General features: G+C 64.2%; 13 protein-coding genes. All 13 read left to right on the top strand.

What is annotated here, in order from left to right:
- The first annotated feature begins 143 nt into the window (after positions 1–143).
- The 13 genes from C7401_RS03535 to C7401_RS03475 all read left to right on the top strand — a co-directional run bounded on the left by C7401_RS03535 (position 144) and on the right by C7401_RS03475 (position 15945).
- Positions 144–923, top strand: a complete 780-nt coding sequence (locus C7401_RS03535; RefSeq protein WP_112169973.1) for an ABC transporter ATP-binding protein — start codon at positions 144–146, stop codon at positions 921–923.
- Positions 920–1681 carry an ABC transporter ATP-binding protein gene (locus C7401_RS03530; protein ID WP_112169972.1) on the top strand — a complete coding sequence of 254 codons (762 nt, stop codon included), beginning with the start codon at positions 920–922 and terminating at the stop codon, positions 1679–1681. Before C7401_RS03535 ends, C7401_RS03530 begins: the two co-directional genes overlap by 4 nt.
- A gap of 110 nt (positions 1682–1791) precedes the next feature.
- A complete protein-coding gene (locus C7401_RS03525; RefSeq protein WP_112169971.1) occupies positions 1792–3009 on the top strand; it encodes an ABC transporter substrate-binding protein in 1218 nt (405 codons plus the stop codon).
- 115 nt (positions 3010–3124) lie between these two features.
- Positions 3125–4009 carry a branched-chain amino acid ABC transporter permease gene (locus C7401_RS03520; protein ID WP_112169970.1) on the top strand — a complete coding sequence of 295 codons (885 nt, stop codon included), beginning with the start codon at positions 3125–3127 and terminating at the stop codon, positions 4007–4009.
- Positions 4009–4980: a branched-chain amino acid ABC transporter permease gene (locus C7401_RS03515; RefSeq protein WP_181565493.1), complete on the top strand. Its 972-nt coding sequence runs from the start codon at positions 4009–4011 to the stop codon at positions 4978–4980. Before C7401_RS03520 ends, C7401_RS03515 begins: the two co-directional genes overlap by 1 nt.
- A gap of 684 nt (positions 4981–5664) precedes the next feature.
- A complete protein-coding gene (locus C7401_RS03510; protein WP_373864419.1) occupies positions 5665–6810 on the top strand; it encodes an ABC transporter substrate-binding protein in 1146 nt (381 codons plus the stop codon).
- Between the two features lie 352 nt (positions 6811–7162).
- Positions 7163–8332, top strand: coding sequence for an ABC transporter substrate-binding protein (locus C7401_RS03505; RefSeq protein WP_112169967.1), 1170 nt, complete (start codon positions 7163–7165; stop codon positions 8330–8332).
- Positions 8333–8626: 294 nt separating this feature from the next.
- Positions 8627–9682 carry a branched-chain amino acid ABC transporter permease gene (locus C7401_RS03500; RefSeq protein WP_112169966.1) on the top strand — a complete coding sequence of 352 codons (1056 nt, stop codon included), beginning with the start codon at positions 8627–8629 and terminating at the stop codon, positions 9680–9682.
- Positions 9683–9686: 4 nt separating this feature from the next.
- Positions 9687–11474 carry a branched-chain amino acid ABC transporter ATP-binding protein/permease gene (locus C7401_RS03495; RefSeq protein ID WP_112169965.1) on the top strand — a complete coding sequence of 596 codons (1788 nt, stop codon included), beginning with the start codon at positions 9687–9689 and terminating at the stop codon, positions 11472–11474.
- Positions 11471–12220: an ABC transporter ATP-binding protein gene (locus tag C7401_RS03490; protein ID WP_112169964.1), complete on the top strand. Its 750-nt coding sequence runs from the start codon at positions 11471–11473 to the stop codon at positions 12218–12220. The genes C7401_RS03495 and C7401_RS03490 overlap by 4 nt, the downstream gene beginning before the upstream one ends.
- 198 nt (positions 12221–12418) lie before the next feature.
- Positions 12419–14380, top strand: coding sequence for a tRNA uridine-5-carboxymethylaminomethyl(34) synthesis enzyme MnmG (gene mnmG / locus C7401_RS03485; RefSeq protein ID WP_112169963.1), 1962 nt, complete (start codon positions 12419–12421; stop codon positions 14378–14380).
- Positions 14377–15075 (top strand): 16S rRNA (guanine(527)-N(7))-methyltransferase RsmG, encoded by a 699-nt coding sequence (rsmG, locus tag C7401_RS03480; protein ID WP_112169962.1) that lies wholly within the window; start codon positions 14377–14379, stop codon positions 15073–15075. Before mnmG ends, rsmG begins: the two co-directional genes overlap by 4 nt.
- Before the next feature lie 99 nt (positions 15076–15174).
- Positions 15175–15945 carry a ParA family protein gene (locus tag C7401_RS03475; RefSeq protein WP_112169961.1) on the top strand — a complete coding sequence of 257 codons (771 nt, stop codon included), beginning with the start codon at positions 15175–15177 and terminating at the stop codon, positions 15943–15945.
- Positions 15946–15957: the final 12 nt, after the last annotated feature.

The raw sequence follows: 15957 nt of genomic DNA, 5'->3' as shown, positions 1-15957 counted from the left end.
TTGGCGAGAGAATTAGAAGATAGTCGGCAGGCGCGCGTTGCGCGCATCGGGAGGCGCGCCGCCATGTCCGCGCCGGACCCCACCGTGCAACGGGAGGCACGGACGGTCTCAAGTGTTACGCCTTACCACGCACGGAAGGGGACATGATTCTCGGCGACACGATTCTGGAAACGCGCGGACTCACGAAACAGTTCAAGGGCTTCACGGCCGTGAACGGCGTGAACCTGCGCGTTTGCCGCGGCTCGATCCATGCGTTGATCGGACCGAACGGCGCGGGCAAGACCACCTGCTTCAACCTCCTCACCAAATTCCTCGTGCCGAGCGCGGGGCGCATCGTTTTCAACGGCATCGACATCACGCACGAGCGGCCCGCACAGATCGCGCGGCGCGGCATCATCCGCTCGTTCCAGATCTCGGCCGTGTTTCCGCACCTCACGGCGTTGCAGAACGTGCGCGTGGGCTTGCAGCGCTCGCTCGGCACCGCTTACCACTTCTGGAAGAGCGAGCGCTCGCTCGCGGAGCTCAACGACCGCGCCATGGACCTGCTCACGCAGGTGGGCCTCACCGATTTCGCCGACGTGCCCACGGTCGAGCTGGCCTACGGCCGCAAGCGCGCGCTCGAGATCGCCACGACGCTCGCGATGGAGCCCGAACTGATGCTGCTCGACGAGCCGACCCAGGGCATGGGCCACGAAGACGTGGACCGCGTGACGGCGCTCATCAAGAAGGTGTCGAGCGGGCGCACCATCCTCATGGTCGAGCACAACATGAACGTGATTGCGGGGATCTCCGACACCATCACCGTGCTTCAGCGCGGCGAAGTGCTCGCCGAAGGCAGCTACGCGGAAGTCTCGAAAAATCCGCTCGTCGCCGAGGCCTACATGGGCAGCGCGGACACGGCGCTCACGGGGGCGCACGCATGAACACGGTCACCGAACGCGAACCGCTCGCCGCCGCAGGCGCGGCCGAGGGCGCGAACGCGCTGGAAATCGCCGGGCTGCAAGCCTGGTACGGCGAATCGCACATTCTGCACGGCGTGGACCTGAGCGTCGCGCGCGGCGAGGTCGTCACGCTGCTCGGGCGCAACGGCGCGGGGCGCACGACGACGCTGCGCGCCATCATGGGCCTCACGGGGCGGCGCACGGGGTCGATCCGCGTGGGCGGGCGCGAAACCATCCAGATGCCCACCTATCGCATTGCGCATTGCGGCGTGGGCTATTGCCCCGAGGAGCGCGGCATCTTCTCGAGCCTCTCGTGCGAGGAAAACCTGCTCCTGCCGCCGCATATCGGCGTGAAGGGTGCGCAGGGCATGTCGCTCGACGAGATCTATTCGATGTTTCCCAATCTCGCGGAGCGTCGTCACAGCCAGGGCACGCGCCTGTCGGGCGGCGAGCAGCAGATGCTGGCCGTGGCGCGCATCCTGCGCACGGGCGCGAACCTGCTGCTGCTCGACGAGATTTCCGAAGGTCTTGCGCCCGTGATCGTTCAAACGCTCGCGCGCATGATCCTCACGCTGAAGGCGCGCGGCTACACGATCGTGATGGTCGAGCAGAACTTCCGCTTTGCGGCGCCGCTTGCCGACCGCTTCTACGTGATGGAGCACGGGCACATTGTCGAGCGCTTCGGCATTGCCGAACTCGAAGGAAAGATGCCGGTGCTGCACGACTTGCTGGGCGTTTAAGTTTCGGTCTGATTTTTGCACGGCGTGGCACGGGCGCCGCGCGAATCGTTTTGCCTCCGATGTTCATGGAGTGTTCCTGAATAACTACGCAACCAAAGAAGGAGACTGCAATGAAGAAAACCACGTTCGCGCGCCTCGCGGGCCTCTTTGCCGCATCGGCAGCTGCGATGGCGCTCAGCGCGGGGAGTGCGCAGGCTGCCGACGACGCGGTGAAGATCGGCTTCATCACCGACATGTCCGGCCTTTACGCCGATGACGACGGCCAGGGCGGTCTCACCGCGATCAAGATGGCCGTTGCCGATTTCGGCGGCAAGGTGCTCGGCAAGCCGATCCAGATCGAGTACGCGGACCACCAGAACAAGGCCGACATCGCCGCTTCGAAGGCGCGCGAATGGTTCGACCGTGACGGCCTGACCATGCTGCTCGGCGGCACGAACTCGGCCACGGCGCTGGCGATGAACCAGGTCGCGCAAGAGAAGAAGAAGGTGTACTTCAACACGGGCGCGGGCACGGACGCGCTGACGAACGAGCAGTGCACGCCGTACACGGTACACTACGGCTATGACACGGTCGCGCTCGCGAAGGGCACGGGTCTCGCCGTGCTCAAGCAGGGCGGCAAGACCTGGTTCTTCCTGACCGCCGACTACGCGTTCGGCAAGTCGCTCGAGAAGAACACCGCGGACGTCGTGAAGGCGAATGGCGGCCAGGTGCTCGGCGAAGTGCGCCATCCGCTCTCGGCGTCGGACTTCTCGTCGTTCCTGCTCCAGGCGCAGTCGTCGAAGGCGCAGATCCTCGGTCTCGCGAACGCGGGCGGCGACACGGTCAACGCGATCAAGGCGGCCAAGGAATTCGGCATCAACAAGACGATGAAGACCGCGGCGCTGCTGATGTTCCTGCCCGACGTGCATAGCCTCGGGCTCGACACGACGCAGGGCCTCGTGCTCACGACCGGCTGGTACTGGGATCAGAACGACGACACGCGCAAGTGGGCGCAGCGCTACTTCGAGCAGACGAAGAAGATGCCGTCCGAACTTCAGGCGGCCGACTATTCGGCGGTGACGACCTACCTGAAGGCGGTGCAGGCGGCCGGCACGACCGATTCCGACAAGGTCATGGAGCAACTGAAGAAGACCAAGGTCAACGACTTCTATACGAAGGGCGGCTATATCCGCCAGGACGGCGTGCTGATCCACGACATGTATCTGGTCGAGGTGAAGAAGCCCTCCGAGTCGAAGAAGCCGTGGGACTACTACAAGGTGCTGCAAACCATCCCGGGCGAGCAAGCGTACACGACCAGGCAGGAGAGCAAATGCGCGCTGTGGAAGTAAGCGCGTTCGTGTAGATGCGGCAGTCGCATGCCGCGCCCGGCGCCCGGTTGGCGCGCAGGGCGCGGCATGATTGCGTAATCCGTTACTGGCGCGATGGCGTCTATGGGCGGCTTTCATGACGATTTTTGGCATTCCGCTTCCGGCAATGCTGAGCCAGTTGCTCCTCGGGCTCGTGAACGGCTCGTTCTACGCGATCCTGAGTCTTGGCCTCGCGGTGATCTTCGGCATGCTCAACGTGATCAACTTCGCCCACGGCGCGTTGTTCATGCTGGGCGCGATGCTCACGTGGATGGGGCTCGCGTATTTCAATCTGCCTTACTGGGCGATGCTCGTCGTGGCTCCCCTCGTGGTGGGTGCGTTCGGCATCGTGATCGAGCGCACGATGCTGCGCTGGCTGTATCGCCTCGATCATCTGTACGGACTCCTGCTGACCTTCGGGCTCACGCTCGTGGTGGAGGGCGTGTTCCGCTCGATCTACGGTTCGTCGGGGCAGCCCTATGACGTGCCCGACCTGCTCGCCGGCGCGACCAACCTCGGCTTCATGTATCTGCCGAACTATCGCGCATGGGTGGTGGTGGCCTCGCTCGCCGTGTGTTTCGCTACCTGGTTCGTGATCGAGAAGACGCGTCTGGGCGCGTATCTGCGCGCGGGCACGGAGAACCCCAAGCTCGTCGAGGCGTTCGGCATCAACGTGCCGCTCATGATCACGCTCACCTACGGCTTTGGCGTGGCGCTCGCGGCGTTCGCGGGCGTGCTCGCGGCGCCCGTGATCCAGGTGTCGCCGCTCATGGGGCAGTCGATGATCATCACGGTGTTCGCCGTGGTCGTGATCGGCGGCATGGGCTCGATCATGGGCTCGATCCTCACCGGCCTCATGCTCGGCGTGATCGAGGGCTTCACGCGGGTGTTCTGGCCCGAAGCCTCCGCGACCGTGGTGTTCGTGATCATGGCGATCGTGCTGCTGATTCGCCCAGCTGGCCTCTTCGGCAAGGAACGATGATGCAAAGAAAAGCGCTGTATGGTTTATTGCTGGCCGGCTTGATCGTCGCGCCGTTCGCGGGCATCTATCCGCTCTTCGTGATGAAGGTGCTGTGCTTCGCGATGTTCGCGGCGGCCTTCAACCTGCTGATCGGCTACACGGGCCTGCTCTCGTTCGGCCACGCGCTCTTTCTTGCGAGCGCGGGCTATACGACCGGCTACGCGATCCAGTCGCTCGCCTTCACGCCGGAGGCGGGCGTGCTCGCGGGCACGGCGGTGGCGACGCTGCTCGGCTTGGCGGTGGGCGTTTTCGCGATCCGCCGCCAGGGCATCTACTTCTCGATGGTCACGCTGGCGCTCGCGCAGATGGTCTACTTCGTCTTTCTGCAAGCGCCGTTCACGCACGGCGAGGACGGCTTGCAGGGCGTGCCGCGCGGCAAGCTGTTCGGCGTGCTGTCGCTCGACTCCGATCTCACGCTCTACTACGTCGTGCTCGTGGTAATGGTGCTGGCGTTCGGTCTGATCGTGCGTATCGTGCATTCGCCGTTCGGGCAGGTGCTCGTCGCGATCAAGGAGAACGAGCCGCGCGCAATCTCGCTCGGCTACGACACCGACCGCTTCAAGCTGCTCGCGTTCGTGCTTTCGGCGGGGCTCGCGGGGCTCGCAGGCGCCCTCAAGGTGCTCGTGCTCGGCTTCGAGACGCTCGGCGATGCTTACTGGACCATGTCGGGTCTCGTGATCCTCATGACGCTCGTGGGCGGCATGGGCACGCTCTTCGGGCCGCTGCTCGGCGCAACGCTGATCGTCGCGCTGGAGGACCGGCTGGGCGACATCGGCACGGCGCTCGCGCGGGGCACGGGCGTGGAGTGGTTCCGCTCGCTCGGTGAGTCCACAACGATCGTCACGGGGCTCATCTTCATCGCCTGCGTGCTGGCGTTCCGGCGCGGCATTGTCGGCGAGATCGTGGCACGCGTGCGGCCGTTGCGCGCGTGAACGGGCCGTGCTGCCCGGGTTGCGCGGCGTGCGCTAGAATGATCGTCCCTCGCGCAACCATGTCGCGTTGCGGCATGAAGGAGCGCCCCGCAGTGCGACAATCGCGTGGCGGCGCGCCCCATATCGGTGCCGCACTGCACCACTAGGGTAAATGCTAGTTGCCGGTGGGAGGGGTGAAGTTTAAAGTTGCACCTAGTTCTGATGCACCGAATTTGCAGGTGGAGAACGAGGAGACAACTGAGGCACCAAGTGCCCGGACAAGGAAGCGCTGTTGGATGAGAGTCCAACAGCGCTTTTTATATTTCTGCGCGCCTTTTCGCGGATTATCTTTTCCCCAATTCAGTGCGTGCGATATTCACGCATTCTCGCCCGAATATTCCCCTTCCCTCAATTACGCGAATCGCGCTGTTTGGCGTGAAACGCCCGCCACGCATACGTTTGAGCGTTACGCAAAGCCAAGGCTTAATCCCGCGCGTTGTAAGCCACTGGAAAGCACTTGCCATTCGAATACGCAGACCGCTACACTCGCCATTCACCGACCATGCGGTCAGCATTTTTGCGTTGATATCCGGCAACCGATTATCGATTGGGCTGTGGGGTAATCGGCCGAGGTGCGCCACAAAATCCGTAGCAATAAAGAAAACGATTATCGAAGGAGTGGAGATGCAGTTGGTTTGGCGTTGGATGGGGGCGGCTTGCGTCGCGACCGGGGTGCTCGCGGCGACGGCCGGCGCGGCGTATGCGGACATCAAGATCGGCGTGACGCTGTCAGCCACGGGGCCAGCCGCCTCGCTCGGCATTCCGGAAAAGAATACGGTTGCGCTGCTGCCCAAGGAAATTGCGGGTCAGAAGGTCGATTACATCGTGCTGGACGACGCCACCGACTCCACGCAGGCGGTGAAGAACGCACGCAAGCTCACGAGCGAAGACCACGTTGACGCGCTGATCGGTTCGACCGTCGTGCCCAACTCGCTCGCCATGATCGACGTCGCCGCGGAAACCGCCACGCCGATGATCTCGATGGCCGCCGCGGCCTCGATCGTCGAACCAATGGACGCCAAACGCGCCTGGGTCTTCAAGACGCCCCAGAACGACGCGCTGATGGCCGGCGCCATTGCCCAGCACATGGCCGCGCACGGCGTGAAGACGGTGGCCTTCATCGGCTTCTCCGACGCCTATGGCGAGAGCTGGTACAAGGAATTCGGCGCGGCGGCCGCGAAGCAGGGCATCAAGGTCGTGGCGAACGAGCGCTTTGCGCGCAATGACGCTTCGGTCACGGGCCAGGTGCTCAAGATGATCGCGCAGCACCCGGATGCGGTGCTGATCGCCGGCGCGGGCACACCGGCCGCGCTGCCGCAGAAAACGCTCAAGGAGCGCGGCTACGCGGGCAAGTATTACCAGACGCACGGCGTGGCCAACAACGACTTCCTGCGCGTGTGCGGCAAGGACTGCGAAGGCACGTATCTGCCCGCAGGTCCGCTGCTCGTCGCCGACCAGTTGCCCGACTCGAACCCCGTGAAGCAATCGGCGCTGGCCTACAAGGCCGCGTACGAGAAGGCCTATGGCGCGGGCTCGATCTCGACCTTCGGCGGTCACGCGTGGGATGCGGGCCTCTTGCTCCAGCACGCCATTCCGGTTGCGCTGAAGGCCGGTCAGCCGGGTTCGAAGGCGTTTCGCGACGCACTGCGCGCCGCGCTCGAAAACTCGCACGACGTGGCGGGCGCGCACGGCATCTTCAACATGAGCGCGACGGACCACGCCGGCCTCGACCAGCGTGCCCGCGTGATGGTGGAGATTGTCGGCGGCAAGTGGAAGCTCGCCGGCGATTGAGCGTCGGCTGAACACCACACGGAACACGAACAAGGCACGCTCTTTCGAGGTGCCTTTTTTGTTGCCGTTGCAACGGATACACAAGGAGTTCGCAAGGAATTCGCAGCAGCAGGGAAGCAGCAAGGGCAGGGCGGTAAAGGAAGGGCAGGGAGCAGTCGATAAAGCGGAGAGCGCGTTCTATGCGGCGGCGGCTTGTGCAGCGCCGCAGGCAGGGAAAACCATGCATTACACGCGCGATCCCGATTACTACACTCAAGGGCCAGCGTCGATTTACGTAGATCATAGTGATTTCGATGTAGAGCGACGCCAGGATCAATCGACAACACGCAGACGAAGCGTTTGGAGACGCGCAATGAAAACGAAGAAATGGGTTTTGAGATCGATTAGCGCCGGACTCGCAGCGGCGCTGATGGGCACGGCGGGCGTTGCCGCCGCGCAGGTGAAGATCGGCGTGACGCTTTCGGCAACGGGGCCGGCGGCGTCGCTCGGCATTCCCGAGAAGAACACGATCGCGCTGCTGCCCAAGGAGATCGCGGGCAAGAGCGTGCAGTACATCGTGCTCGACGACGCCTCGGACACGAGCAAGGCGGTGCAGAACACGCACAAGCTGATCGACGAAGACCATGTGGACGCCATCATCGGCTCCTCGGTCACGCCGAACTCGCTCGCGATGCTCGACGTCGTGTCGCAAGGCAAGACGCCGATGATTTCGCTCGCGGCGTCGGCGGCCATCGTCGAGCCGATGGACGCGAAGCGCCAGTGGTCCTTCAAGACGCCGCAGAACGACAGCCTGATGGCTGACGCGATCGCCGGCTACATGGAGAAGCACGGCGTGAAGACGGTGGGCTTTATCGGCTTCACCGACGCCTACGGCGACAGCTGGTACAAGGAATTCGGCAACGCGGCCGCGAAGCACAACCTGAAGATGGTCGCGAACGAGCGCTACAACCGCACCGATTCGTCGGTGACGGGGCAGGTGCTCAAGCTGATGTCGGCGAACCCCGATGCGGTGCTGATCGCCGGTTCGGGCACGCCCGCGGCGCTGCCCGCGACGACGCTCAAGGATCGCGGCTACAAGGGCAAGATCTACCAGACCCACGGCGTGGCCAACAACGACTTCCTGCGCGTGTGCGGCAAGGACTGCGAAGGCGAGCTGCTGCCCGCAGGCCCGATCCTCGTGGCGGACCAGCTCCCGGACTCGAACCCGGTGAAGAAGTCGGCGCTGGCCTACAAGACCGCCTATGAGAAGGCCTACGGCGCCGGTTCCGTGGCGACCTTCGGCGGCCATGCATGGGACGCCGGCCAGCTGCTCGAGCGCGCGATTCCGGTCGCGCTGAAGGCGGGCGAGCCGGGCACCGAGGCGTTCCGCGTGGCGCTGCGTGCCGCGCTCGAAAACTCGCATGACGTGGCGGGCGCGCACGGCATCTTCAACATGAGCGCGACGGATCACGCGGGTCTCGACCAGCGTGCGCGCGTGATCGTGGAGATCGTCAACAACAAGTGGAAGCTGCAAGGCGAGTAACGCGCGGAGCACGGGAAAGCACGGCGTGCTTTCCCGTGAAACACACGCGCGCGCCACGGCGTCATTCTGGCCACCGAGAATGATGCACGAGCACGCCGGGGCGCGCACGGGCAAGCCCAAGCTCCGGCCCGTCCGGTGTGCGGCAAGGGCGCTGCACGCCGGCTTCACACACAGGTAGTCCGAACCGCGCATTCGCCGGTTCTTTCTCGCATTTCCGTTTTTTCGACGTTGCTGTTTTTCCGGGTTCTCGCCGGGTTCTTACCGGGCTCCAGAAGGTTTCAGGAAGAGGGGAGTATGGATTTATCGATCGCCGCGATCCTCGCGCAGGACGGCATCACCACCGGTGCGATCTACGCGCTGCTTGCGCTCGCACTGGTGCTGGTGTTTTCCGTCACGCGGGTGATCTTCATTCCGCAGGGCGAATTCGTTTCGTATGGCGCGCTCACGCTCGCCGCGCTGCAATCGCAGAAGTTTCCGGCCACCTGCTGGCTGCTCGTCGCGCTGGGCGCGGCGTGCTTCGTTGTCGAGACGATCGGGCTCGTGCGTCACGCCGAGCGCCGCCGTCATGCGGCGCGCACGCTCGTTTCGCTCGCGGGCAAGTATCTGCTCTTTCCCATCGCGCTCTACGCGATCACGCGCGGCGTAGCGGGCCAGCCGTTGCCCATGCTCGTGCAGATCGCGCTCACGCTCGCGATCGTGGTGCCGATGGGGCCGTTCATCTATCGCCTCGCCTACGAGCCCATCGCCGAGGCGACCACGCTGCTCCTGCTGATCGTGGCGGTGGCGGTGCACTTCGCGATGGTGGGCCTCGGGCTCGTGATGTTCGGCGCGGAAGGCTCGCGCACCAACGCGTTCTCCGACGCCACGTTCAACATCGGCAGCCTCTCCATCTCCGGGCAGAGCCTCTGGGTGATCGGTACGGCGGCCGTGCTGATCGTCGCGCTGTATCTGTATTTCGACCGCACGATTTCGGGCAAGGCGCTGCGCGCGACGTCGGTGAATCGGCTTGGCGCGCGGCTCGTCGGCATCGGCACCACGCAGGCCGGTCGGCTCGCGTTCACGCTCGCCGCGGGCCTCGGCGCGCTGTGCGGCATTCTCGTGTCGCCGCTCACCACCATCTACTACGACTCGGGCTTCCTGATCGGCCTCAAGGGCTTCGTGGGGGCCATTATCGGCGGTCTGGTGAGCTATCCGCTGGCTGCGGCAGGCTCGGTGCTGGTGGGCCTGCTGGAGTCGTACTCGTCGTTCTGGGCGAGCTCTTATAAGGAAGTGATCGTGTTCACGCTCATCATCCCCGTGCTGCTGTGGCGCTCGCTCTCGACGCCGCACGCCGAAGAGGAAGAGGAGTGACGCGATGAAACGATTCGTCATGCACAACCGCTTCTTCTGGCTGTTCCTCGTGGTGATGTTCGCGCTGCCGGTGCTGCCGCACCCGCTGCACGTGCCCGAATACTGGATCACGCTGCTCAACTATATCGGCCTCTATTCGATCGTCGCGATCGGGCTCGTGCTGCTCACCGGCATCGGCGGGATGACGAGCTTCGGGCAGGCCGCATTCGTCGGGCTCGGCGCCTATGCGACCGCGTATCTGACGACGCAGTACGGCGTTTCGCCGTGGCTCGCGCTGATCGTCGGCGTGGTGATCACGGGGCTCGTGGCGCTCGTTCTGGGGCTCGTCACGATGCGTCTGTCGGGCCACTTCCTGCCGCTCGGCACGATCGCCTGGGGCCTCGCACTGTTCTTCCTGTTCGGCAATCTCGATATGCTCGGCAAGTACGACGGCATCAACGGCATTCCCGTGCTGAACGTGCTGGGCATCGAGCTGGAATCGGGCCGCCATATCTATTACCTGATCTGGGTCGTGGTGCTCGCCTCGGTGGTGTCTGTTCAGAATCTGCTTAATAGCCGCCTGGGCCGGGCGATCCGCGCGTTGCGCGGCGGCGGCCTGATGGCCGAGGCAATGGGCGTGAACACCGGCTGGATGCGCGTGGTGATCTTCGTCTATGCGGCCGTGCTCGCGGCCGTTTCGGGCTTCCTCTACGCCCATTTGCAGCGCGCCGTGAACCCGACGCCGTTCGGCCTGAATCACGGCATCGAGTATCTTTTCATGGCCGTGGTGGGCGGCGTGGCGCACGTCTGGGGCGCGGTGCTGGGCGCGGCGATCCTCACCGTGTTGCAGGACTGGCTTCAGACGCTGCTGCCCAAGCTGCTCGGCGAGAACGGCAACTTCGAGGTAATCGTCTTCGGCATCTTGATGGTGCTGCTGCTGCAATACGCGCGGCGCGGCGTGTGGCCGTTCGTGGCGCGCTTCTTCCCGCGCGGCCCGCGGGCGCACGTGCCCGAGCACGCTGAATCCTTGCCGCAGCGCAGCAAGCCCGCCACCGGCGAGATGCTGCTGACGGTGAACAAGGCACGCAAGCAGTTCGGCGGCCTCGTGGCGGTGAACGACGTGAGTTTCGAAGTGAAGGCGGGCCAGATCATTGGCCTGATCGGCCCCAACGGCGCGGGCAAGTCGACGACCTTCAATCTCGTGACCGGCGTGCTCCAGCCCACCAGCGGTGAGATCACGTTCCGGGGCGAGCGCATCGACCGGCTGACTTCACGTGAAATCGTCGCGCGCGGCATCGGTCGCACGTTCCAGCACGTCAAACTGCTGCCGACGATGACGGTGCTCGAAAACGTCGCCATCGGCGGGCATCTGCGCGGCCATGCAGGCGTGCTGCGCAGCGTCGCCAAGCTCAACGCGGCGGAGGAGGGGCGGCTCATGAGCGAGGCGGCGAAACAGATTCGCCGCGTCGGTCTGGAGCAGCATATGTACGACGAGGCGGGCAGTCTCGCACTCGGTCAGCAGCGCATTCTGGAGATCGCACGCGCGCTGTGCTGCGATCCGACCTTGCTGCTGCTGGACGAACCGGCGGCCGGCCTGCGTTATCAGGAAAAGCAACAGTTGGCCGCATTGCTGCGCAAGCTGAGGGAAGAGGGGATGAGCGTGCTGCTGGTCGAACACGACATGGATTTCGTGATGAATCTCACCGACCGGCTGGTGGTGATGGAGTTCGGCACGCGTATCGCGGAAGGCCTGCCGGAAGACGTGCAGAAGGATCCGGCGGTGCTCGAAGCGTACCTGGGCGGGGTGGAATGATGACGACACCCGTACTGGAAGTCACCGGCCTCGCGGTGCGCTACGGCAAGATCGAGGCGCTGCACAAGGCGGCCATCAAGGTGGGCGCGGGGCAGATCGTCTCCGTGATTGGCCCGAACGGCGCGGGCAAGTCCACGCTGCTCAACGCCATCATGGGCGCGCTGCCGGTCAGCGGGCATGCGAGCGGCCGGATCGCCTATATGGGCGAAGAGGTCGGTGCGCTGCCGATCGAGCGGCGCGTAGCGCGCGGCATGTGTCTCGTGCCGGAAAAGCGCGAGCTGTTCGCTACGATGACCGTGGAGGACAACCTCGTGCTCGGCGCCTACCGGCGTAAGCGGGCAGGCGAACGCAATTTCCTCGATCAACTGGAGCCCGTGTTCACGCTGTTCCCGCGCCTGAAGGAACGGCGTGCGCAGGCGGCCGGCACGCTCTCGGGCGGCGAGCGTCAGATGCTTGCGGTCGGCCGCGCGCTCATGGGCAAGCCCGACTTGCTCATGCTCGACGAGCCGAGCCTGGGCCTCGCGCCGCTGATCGTGAAGGAAATCTTCCACATTATTAGTGCGCTGCGGCAAACAGGCGTCGCGACGCTGCTCATCGAGCAGAACGCGCGTGCGGCGCTCCAGATTTCCGACTACGGCTACGTGCTGGAGACCGGCGACCTGGCGCTCGAAGGGCCGGCGGCGGACCTGGCGCAGAATCCGCGTGTGATCGAAACGTATCTCGGCCTTGCGAAGAAGCCGGTCTGACGGAGCGCGCTGACTTCGTCTATCGCTGTAGAAATGAGCGGCGTGTTTCACGTGAAACACGCCGTTTTTTTTCGTCCAAACGCCGCTCGCTTTATTCGGGCGTGAACGGTACAAAACCTGAAACCGCTATAATTCGTCAATACCACTTTTTCCGAGAAGGCTCACGCGGTCGTTTCCGTCCATGCGTGAGGTTCAGCCATGCTTTATCCCACAGAGTTTGACGTAATCGTCGTTGGTGGCGGTCACGCCGGAACCGAGGCTGCGCTTGCCGCAGCCCGCATGGGCGTCAAGACGCTCCTGCTCACGCATAACATCGAAACGCTCGGTCAGATGAGCTGCAATCCGTCGATTGGCGGCATTGGCAAGGGTCATCTGGTCAAGGAAGTCGACGCGCTTGGCGGCGCCATGGCCGCTGCGACGGACGAGGGCGGGATCCAGTTCCGTATCCTCAACTCGTCCAAAGGCCCGGCGGTGCGGGCGACGCGCGCCCAGGCGGACCGCATTCTTTATAAGGCGGCGATCCGTCGACGTCTCGAAAATCAGCCGAATCTCTGGCTGTTCCAGCAGGCCGTAGAGGACCTGATGGTCGAGGGCGACCGCGTGGTGGGCGCCGTGACGCAGGTCGGCATTCGCTTTCGCGGCCGTGCCGTCGTGCTGACGGCCGGGACTTTCCTCGACGGCAAGATCCACGTGGGCCTGAACAACTACACGGGTGGCCGCGCGGGCGACCCCGCCGCGGTCACGCTGTCGTCGCGCCTGAAGGAGCTGAAGCTGCCGCAGGGCCGCCTCAAGACGGGCACGCCGCCGCGTATCGACGGCCGCACGATCGACTTTTCGGTGCTCGAAGAGCAGCCGGGCGACCTCGATCCGGTGCCGGTGTTCTCGTTCCTGGGCCGGGCGGAGCAGCATCCGCGGCAGATTCCGTGCTGGGTCACGCACACGAACGAGCGCACGCACGACATCATTCGCGGCGGTCTCGACCGTTCGCCGATGTACACGGGCGTGATCGAAGGGGTGGGGCCGCGCTATTGCCCGTCGATCGAGGACAAGATTCACCGCTTTGCCTCGAAGGAATCGCATCAGATCTTCCTCGAGCCGGAAGGCCTGACGACGAACGAGTTCTACCCGAACGGGATCTCGACGAGTCTGCCGTTCGACGTGCAACTCGAACTCGTGCACTCGATGCGCGGGCTGGAGCACGCCCATATCCTGCGCCCCGGCTATGCGATCGAGTACGATTACTTCGATCCGCGCGGCCTGAAGGCTTCGCTCGAAACCAAGGCGATCAATGGCCTGTTTTTTGCGGGCCAGATCAACGGGACGACGGGTTACGAAGAAGCGGCTGCCCAAGGCCTGCTCGCCGGTATCAACGCAGGCTTGCAGGTGCAGGGCAGGGATGCATGGTGCCCGCGCCGCGATCAAGCCTACCTTGGCGTGCTGGTCGACGATCTGGTCACGCGTGGCGTGTCCGAGCCGTACCGCATGTTCACGAGTCGCGCCGAATACCGTTTGAGCCTGCGCGAAGACAATGCGGACATGCGTCTCACGGAGATTGGCCGCGAGCTGGGCGTGATCGACGATGTGCGCTGGGACGCGTTCTGCCGCAAGCGCGACGCTGTTTCACGTGAAACAGAGCGCCTGAAGTCGACGTGGGTGAATCCCAAGAGCCTTTCCGCCGAAGAAGCGACTGCGCTGCTCGGCAAGCCGATCGACCGCGAGTACAACCTGGCGGATCTGCTGCGTCGCCCGGGCGTGAGCTACGACGGCGTGTGCGGCCTGCGTGAAGGCGCTTGCGCACCGGAAGCCCCGCTCGCCGACGACGAGATTCTGCTTGCCCAGATCAAGGAGCAGATCGAGATCGGCATCAAATATCAGGGCTATATCGACCGTCAGGCCGACGAGATCGAGCGCAATGGCGCGCACGAGAACACGCGCCTGCCGGAAGGGATCGACTACGCGGACGTGCGTGGCCTTTCGTTCGAAGCGCGTCAGAAGCTGACCCAGTTCCGTCCCGAGACCATCGGTCAAGCTTCGCGCATTTCGGGCATCACGCCCGCCGCGATTTCGCTGCTGATGGTGCACCTCAAGCGTGGCCTCGGCCGTCGTCGCCAGGGCAACCCCGGCGACGCGGGCACCGACTCGACGCCGGTGGCGCAATGACGGGCCGCGCAAGGCAACCCGGCATCGCGGATCGCGACGCGCTGGCTCGTTTGCTGAAAGAGGGCGCGCAGGCGTTGGGTGTCGAGCTGAACGAACGGCAGCACGAGCAATTGCTCGACTACGTTGCGCTGCTCGCGAAGTGGAACGCCGTCTACAACCTGACGGCGATCCGCGACCCGCGCCAGATGCTGATCCAGCACATTCTCGATTCGCTTTCGATCCTGCCGCATCTGCCGTCGCGCGCCGACGCGGCGGTGCTCGATGTCGGTTCCGGCGGCGGTCTGCCGGGCATCGTGCTGGCCATTGTGCGTCCCGACTGGCAGATCACGCTCAACGACATCGTGCACAAGAAGTCCGCATTCCAGTCGCAGGCCAAGGCCGAACTCGGCCTCACGAACCTGTCGGTTGTGACTGGAAGGGTCGAATCGCTGCGTCCCGGCATCGAAGTACCGAAAAAATTCGACTTGATCGTCTCGCGGGCATTCGCGGATCTCGCCGATTTCGTTACACTGGCCCGTCACCTCGTTGCAGAGGGCGGCGCGATCTGGGCAATGAAGGGCGTGCGCCCCGCAGACGAAATCGAACGCTTGCCCGCCGGCGCGAAAGTGCTGAACACGATCCGCCTGACCGTACCGATGCTCGAAGCGGAGCGTCATCTGATTGAAGTATCGGTTGACCCGATTACCGCAACCTGACTCCGCTCAGCGGATGGCAGGATCGGCCGAACGGTGCATCAGACGAATGCGGTGCAACGTAAGCAAACTTTTCAAGGCAGTAAAAGGGACACACAAAAGATGGCAAAAATCTTCTGCGTTGCGAACCAGAAGGGCGGCGTCGGCAAGACGACGACAACGGTCAATCTCGCCGCGAGCCTCGCATCGCAGGGACAACGTGTCCTTCTCATCGATCTCGATCCGCAAGGCAACGCCACGATGGGCAGCGGTATCGACAAGGCGGCCTGCGAGAACACGGTGTACGAGGTGCTCGTCGACGGTGTCACGGTGAACGAAGCGCGTACGCGCCCGGAGCAGGTGGGCTACGACGTGCTGCCCGCCAACCGCGAGCTGGCCGGAGCCGAAGTGGAACTGGTGACGGCCGAGCAGCGCGAGCGGCGTCTCAAGACCGCGCTTGCCGAAGTCGACGATCAATACGATTTCGTTTTGATCGACTGCCCGCCGGCGCTGTCGCTGCTCACGCTCAACGGCCTGTGCGCCGCGCATGGCGTGGTCATCCCCATGCAATGCGAGTACTTCGCGCTGGAGGGGCTGTCGGATCTCGTCAACACGATCAAGCAGGTCCACGCGAACATGAATCGCGACCTGAAGGTGATCGGTCTTCTGCGCGTGATGTTCGATCCGCGCATCACGTTGCAACAGCAGGTTTCCGAGCAGTTGAAGGAGCACTTCGGCGACAAGGTTTTCGACGCCGTGATCCCGCGCAATGTCCGCCTCGCGGAAGCGCCCAGCTATGGCTTGCCCGGCGTGGTGTTCGATCGCACGTCGCGCGGCGCGCAGGCCTATGTGCAGTTCGGCGCGGAAATGATCGAGCGCGTGCGCGCACTCTGACGAGAGACTGAG

It is taken from the genome of Paraburkholderia unamae (genome assembly GCF_003268775.1).
Classification (GTDB): Bacteria; Pseudomonadota; Gammaproteobacteria; order Burkholderiales; family Burkholderiaceae; genus Paraburkholderia; species Paraburkholderia unamae.
Note: the sequence above shows the minus strand (reverse complement) of the source record. Positions and strands in the feature narration are given on the sequence as shown.

Bases quoted from the DNA above. Each gene is read 5' to 3' on its own strand.
- rsmG (WP_112169962.1), top strand. From the start codon at position 14,377: ATGACGGGCCGCGCAAGGCAACCCGGCATCGCGGATCGCGACGCGCTG.
- C7401_RS03490 (WP_112169964.1), top strand. From the start codon at position 11,471: ATGATGACGACACCCGTACTGGAAGTCACCGGCCTCGCGGTGCGCTAC.
- C7401_RS03510 (WP_373864419.1), top strand. From the start codon at position 5,665: ATGGGGGCGGCTTGCGTCGCGACCGGGGTGCTCGCGGCGACGGCCGGC.
- C7401_RS03515 (WP_181565493.1), top strand. From the start codon at position 4,009: ATGCAAAGAAAAGCGCTGTATGGTTTATTGCTGGCCGGCTTGATCGTC.
- C7401_RS03530 (WP_112169972.1), top strand. From the start codon at position 920: ATGAACACGGTCACCGAACGCGAACCGCTCGCCGCCGCAGGCGCGGCC.
- C7401_RS03535 (WP_112169973.1), top strand. From the start codon at position 144: ATGATTCTCGGCGACACGATTCTGGAAACGCGCGGACTCACGAAACAG.
- C7401_RS03505 (WP_112169967.1), top strand. From the start codon at position 7,163: ATGAAAACGAAGAAATGGGTTTTGAGATCGATTAGCGCCGGACTCGCA.
- mnmG (WP_112169963.1), top strand. From the start codon at position 12,419: ATGCTTTATCCCACAGAGTTTGACGTAATCGTCGTTGGTGGCGGTCAC.
- C7401_RS03520 (WP_112169970.1), top strand. From the start codon at position 3,125: ATGACGATTTTTGGCATTCCGCTTCCGGCAATGCTGAGCCAGTTGCTC.
- C7401_RS03495 (WP_112169965.1), top strand. From the start codon at position 9,687: ATGAAACGATTCGTCATGCACAACCGCTTCTTCTGGCTGTTCCTCGTG.
- C7401_RS03525 (WP_112169971.1), top strand. From the start codon at position 1,792: ATGAAGAAAACCACGTTCGCGCGCCTCGCGGGCCTCTTTGCCGCATCG.
- C7401_RS03500 (WP_112169966.1), top strand. From the start codon at position 8,627: ATGGATTTATCGATCGCCGCGATCCTCGCGCAGGACGGCATCACCACC.
- C7401_RS03475 (WP_112169961.1), top strand. From the start codon at position 15,175: ATGGCAAAAATCTTCTGCGTTGCGAACCAGAAGGGCGGCGTCGGCAAG.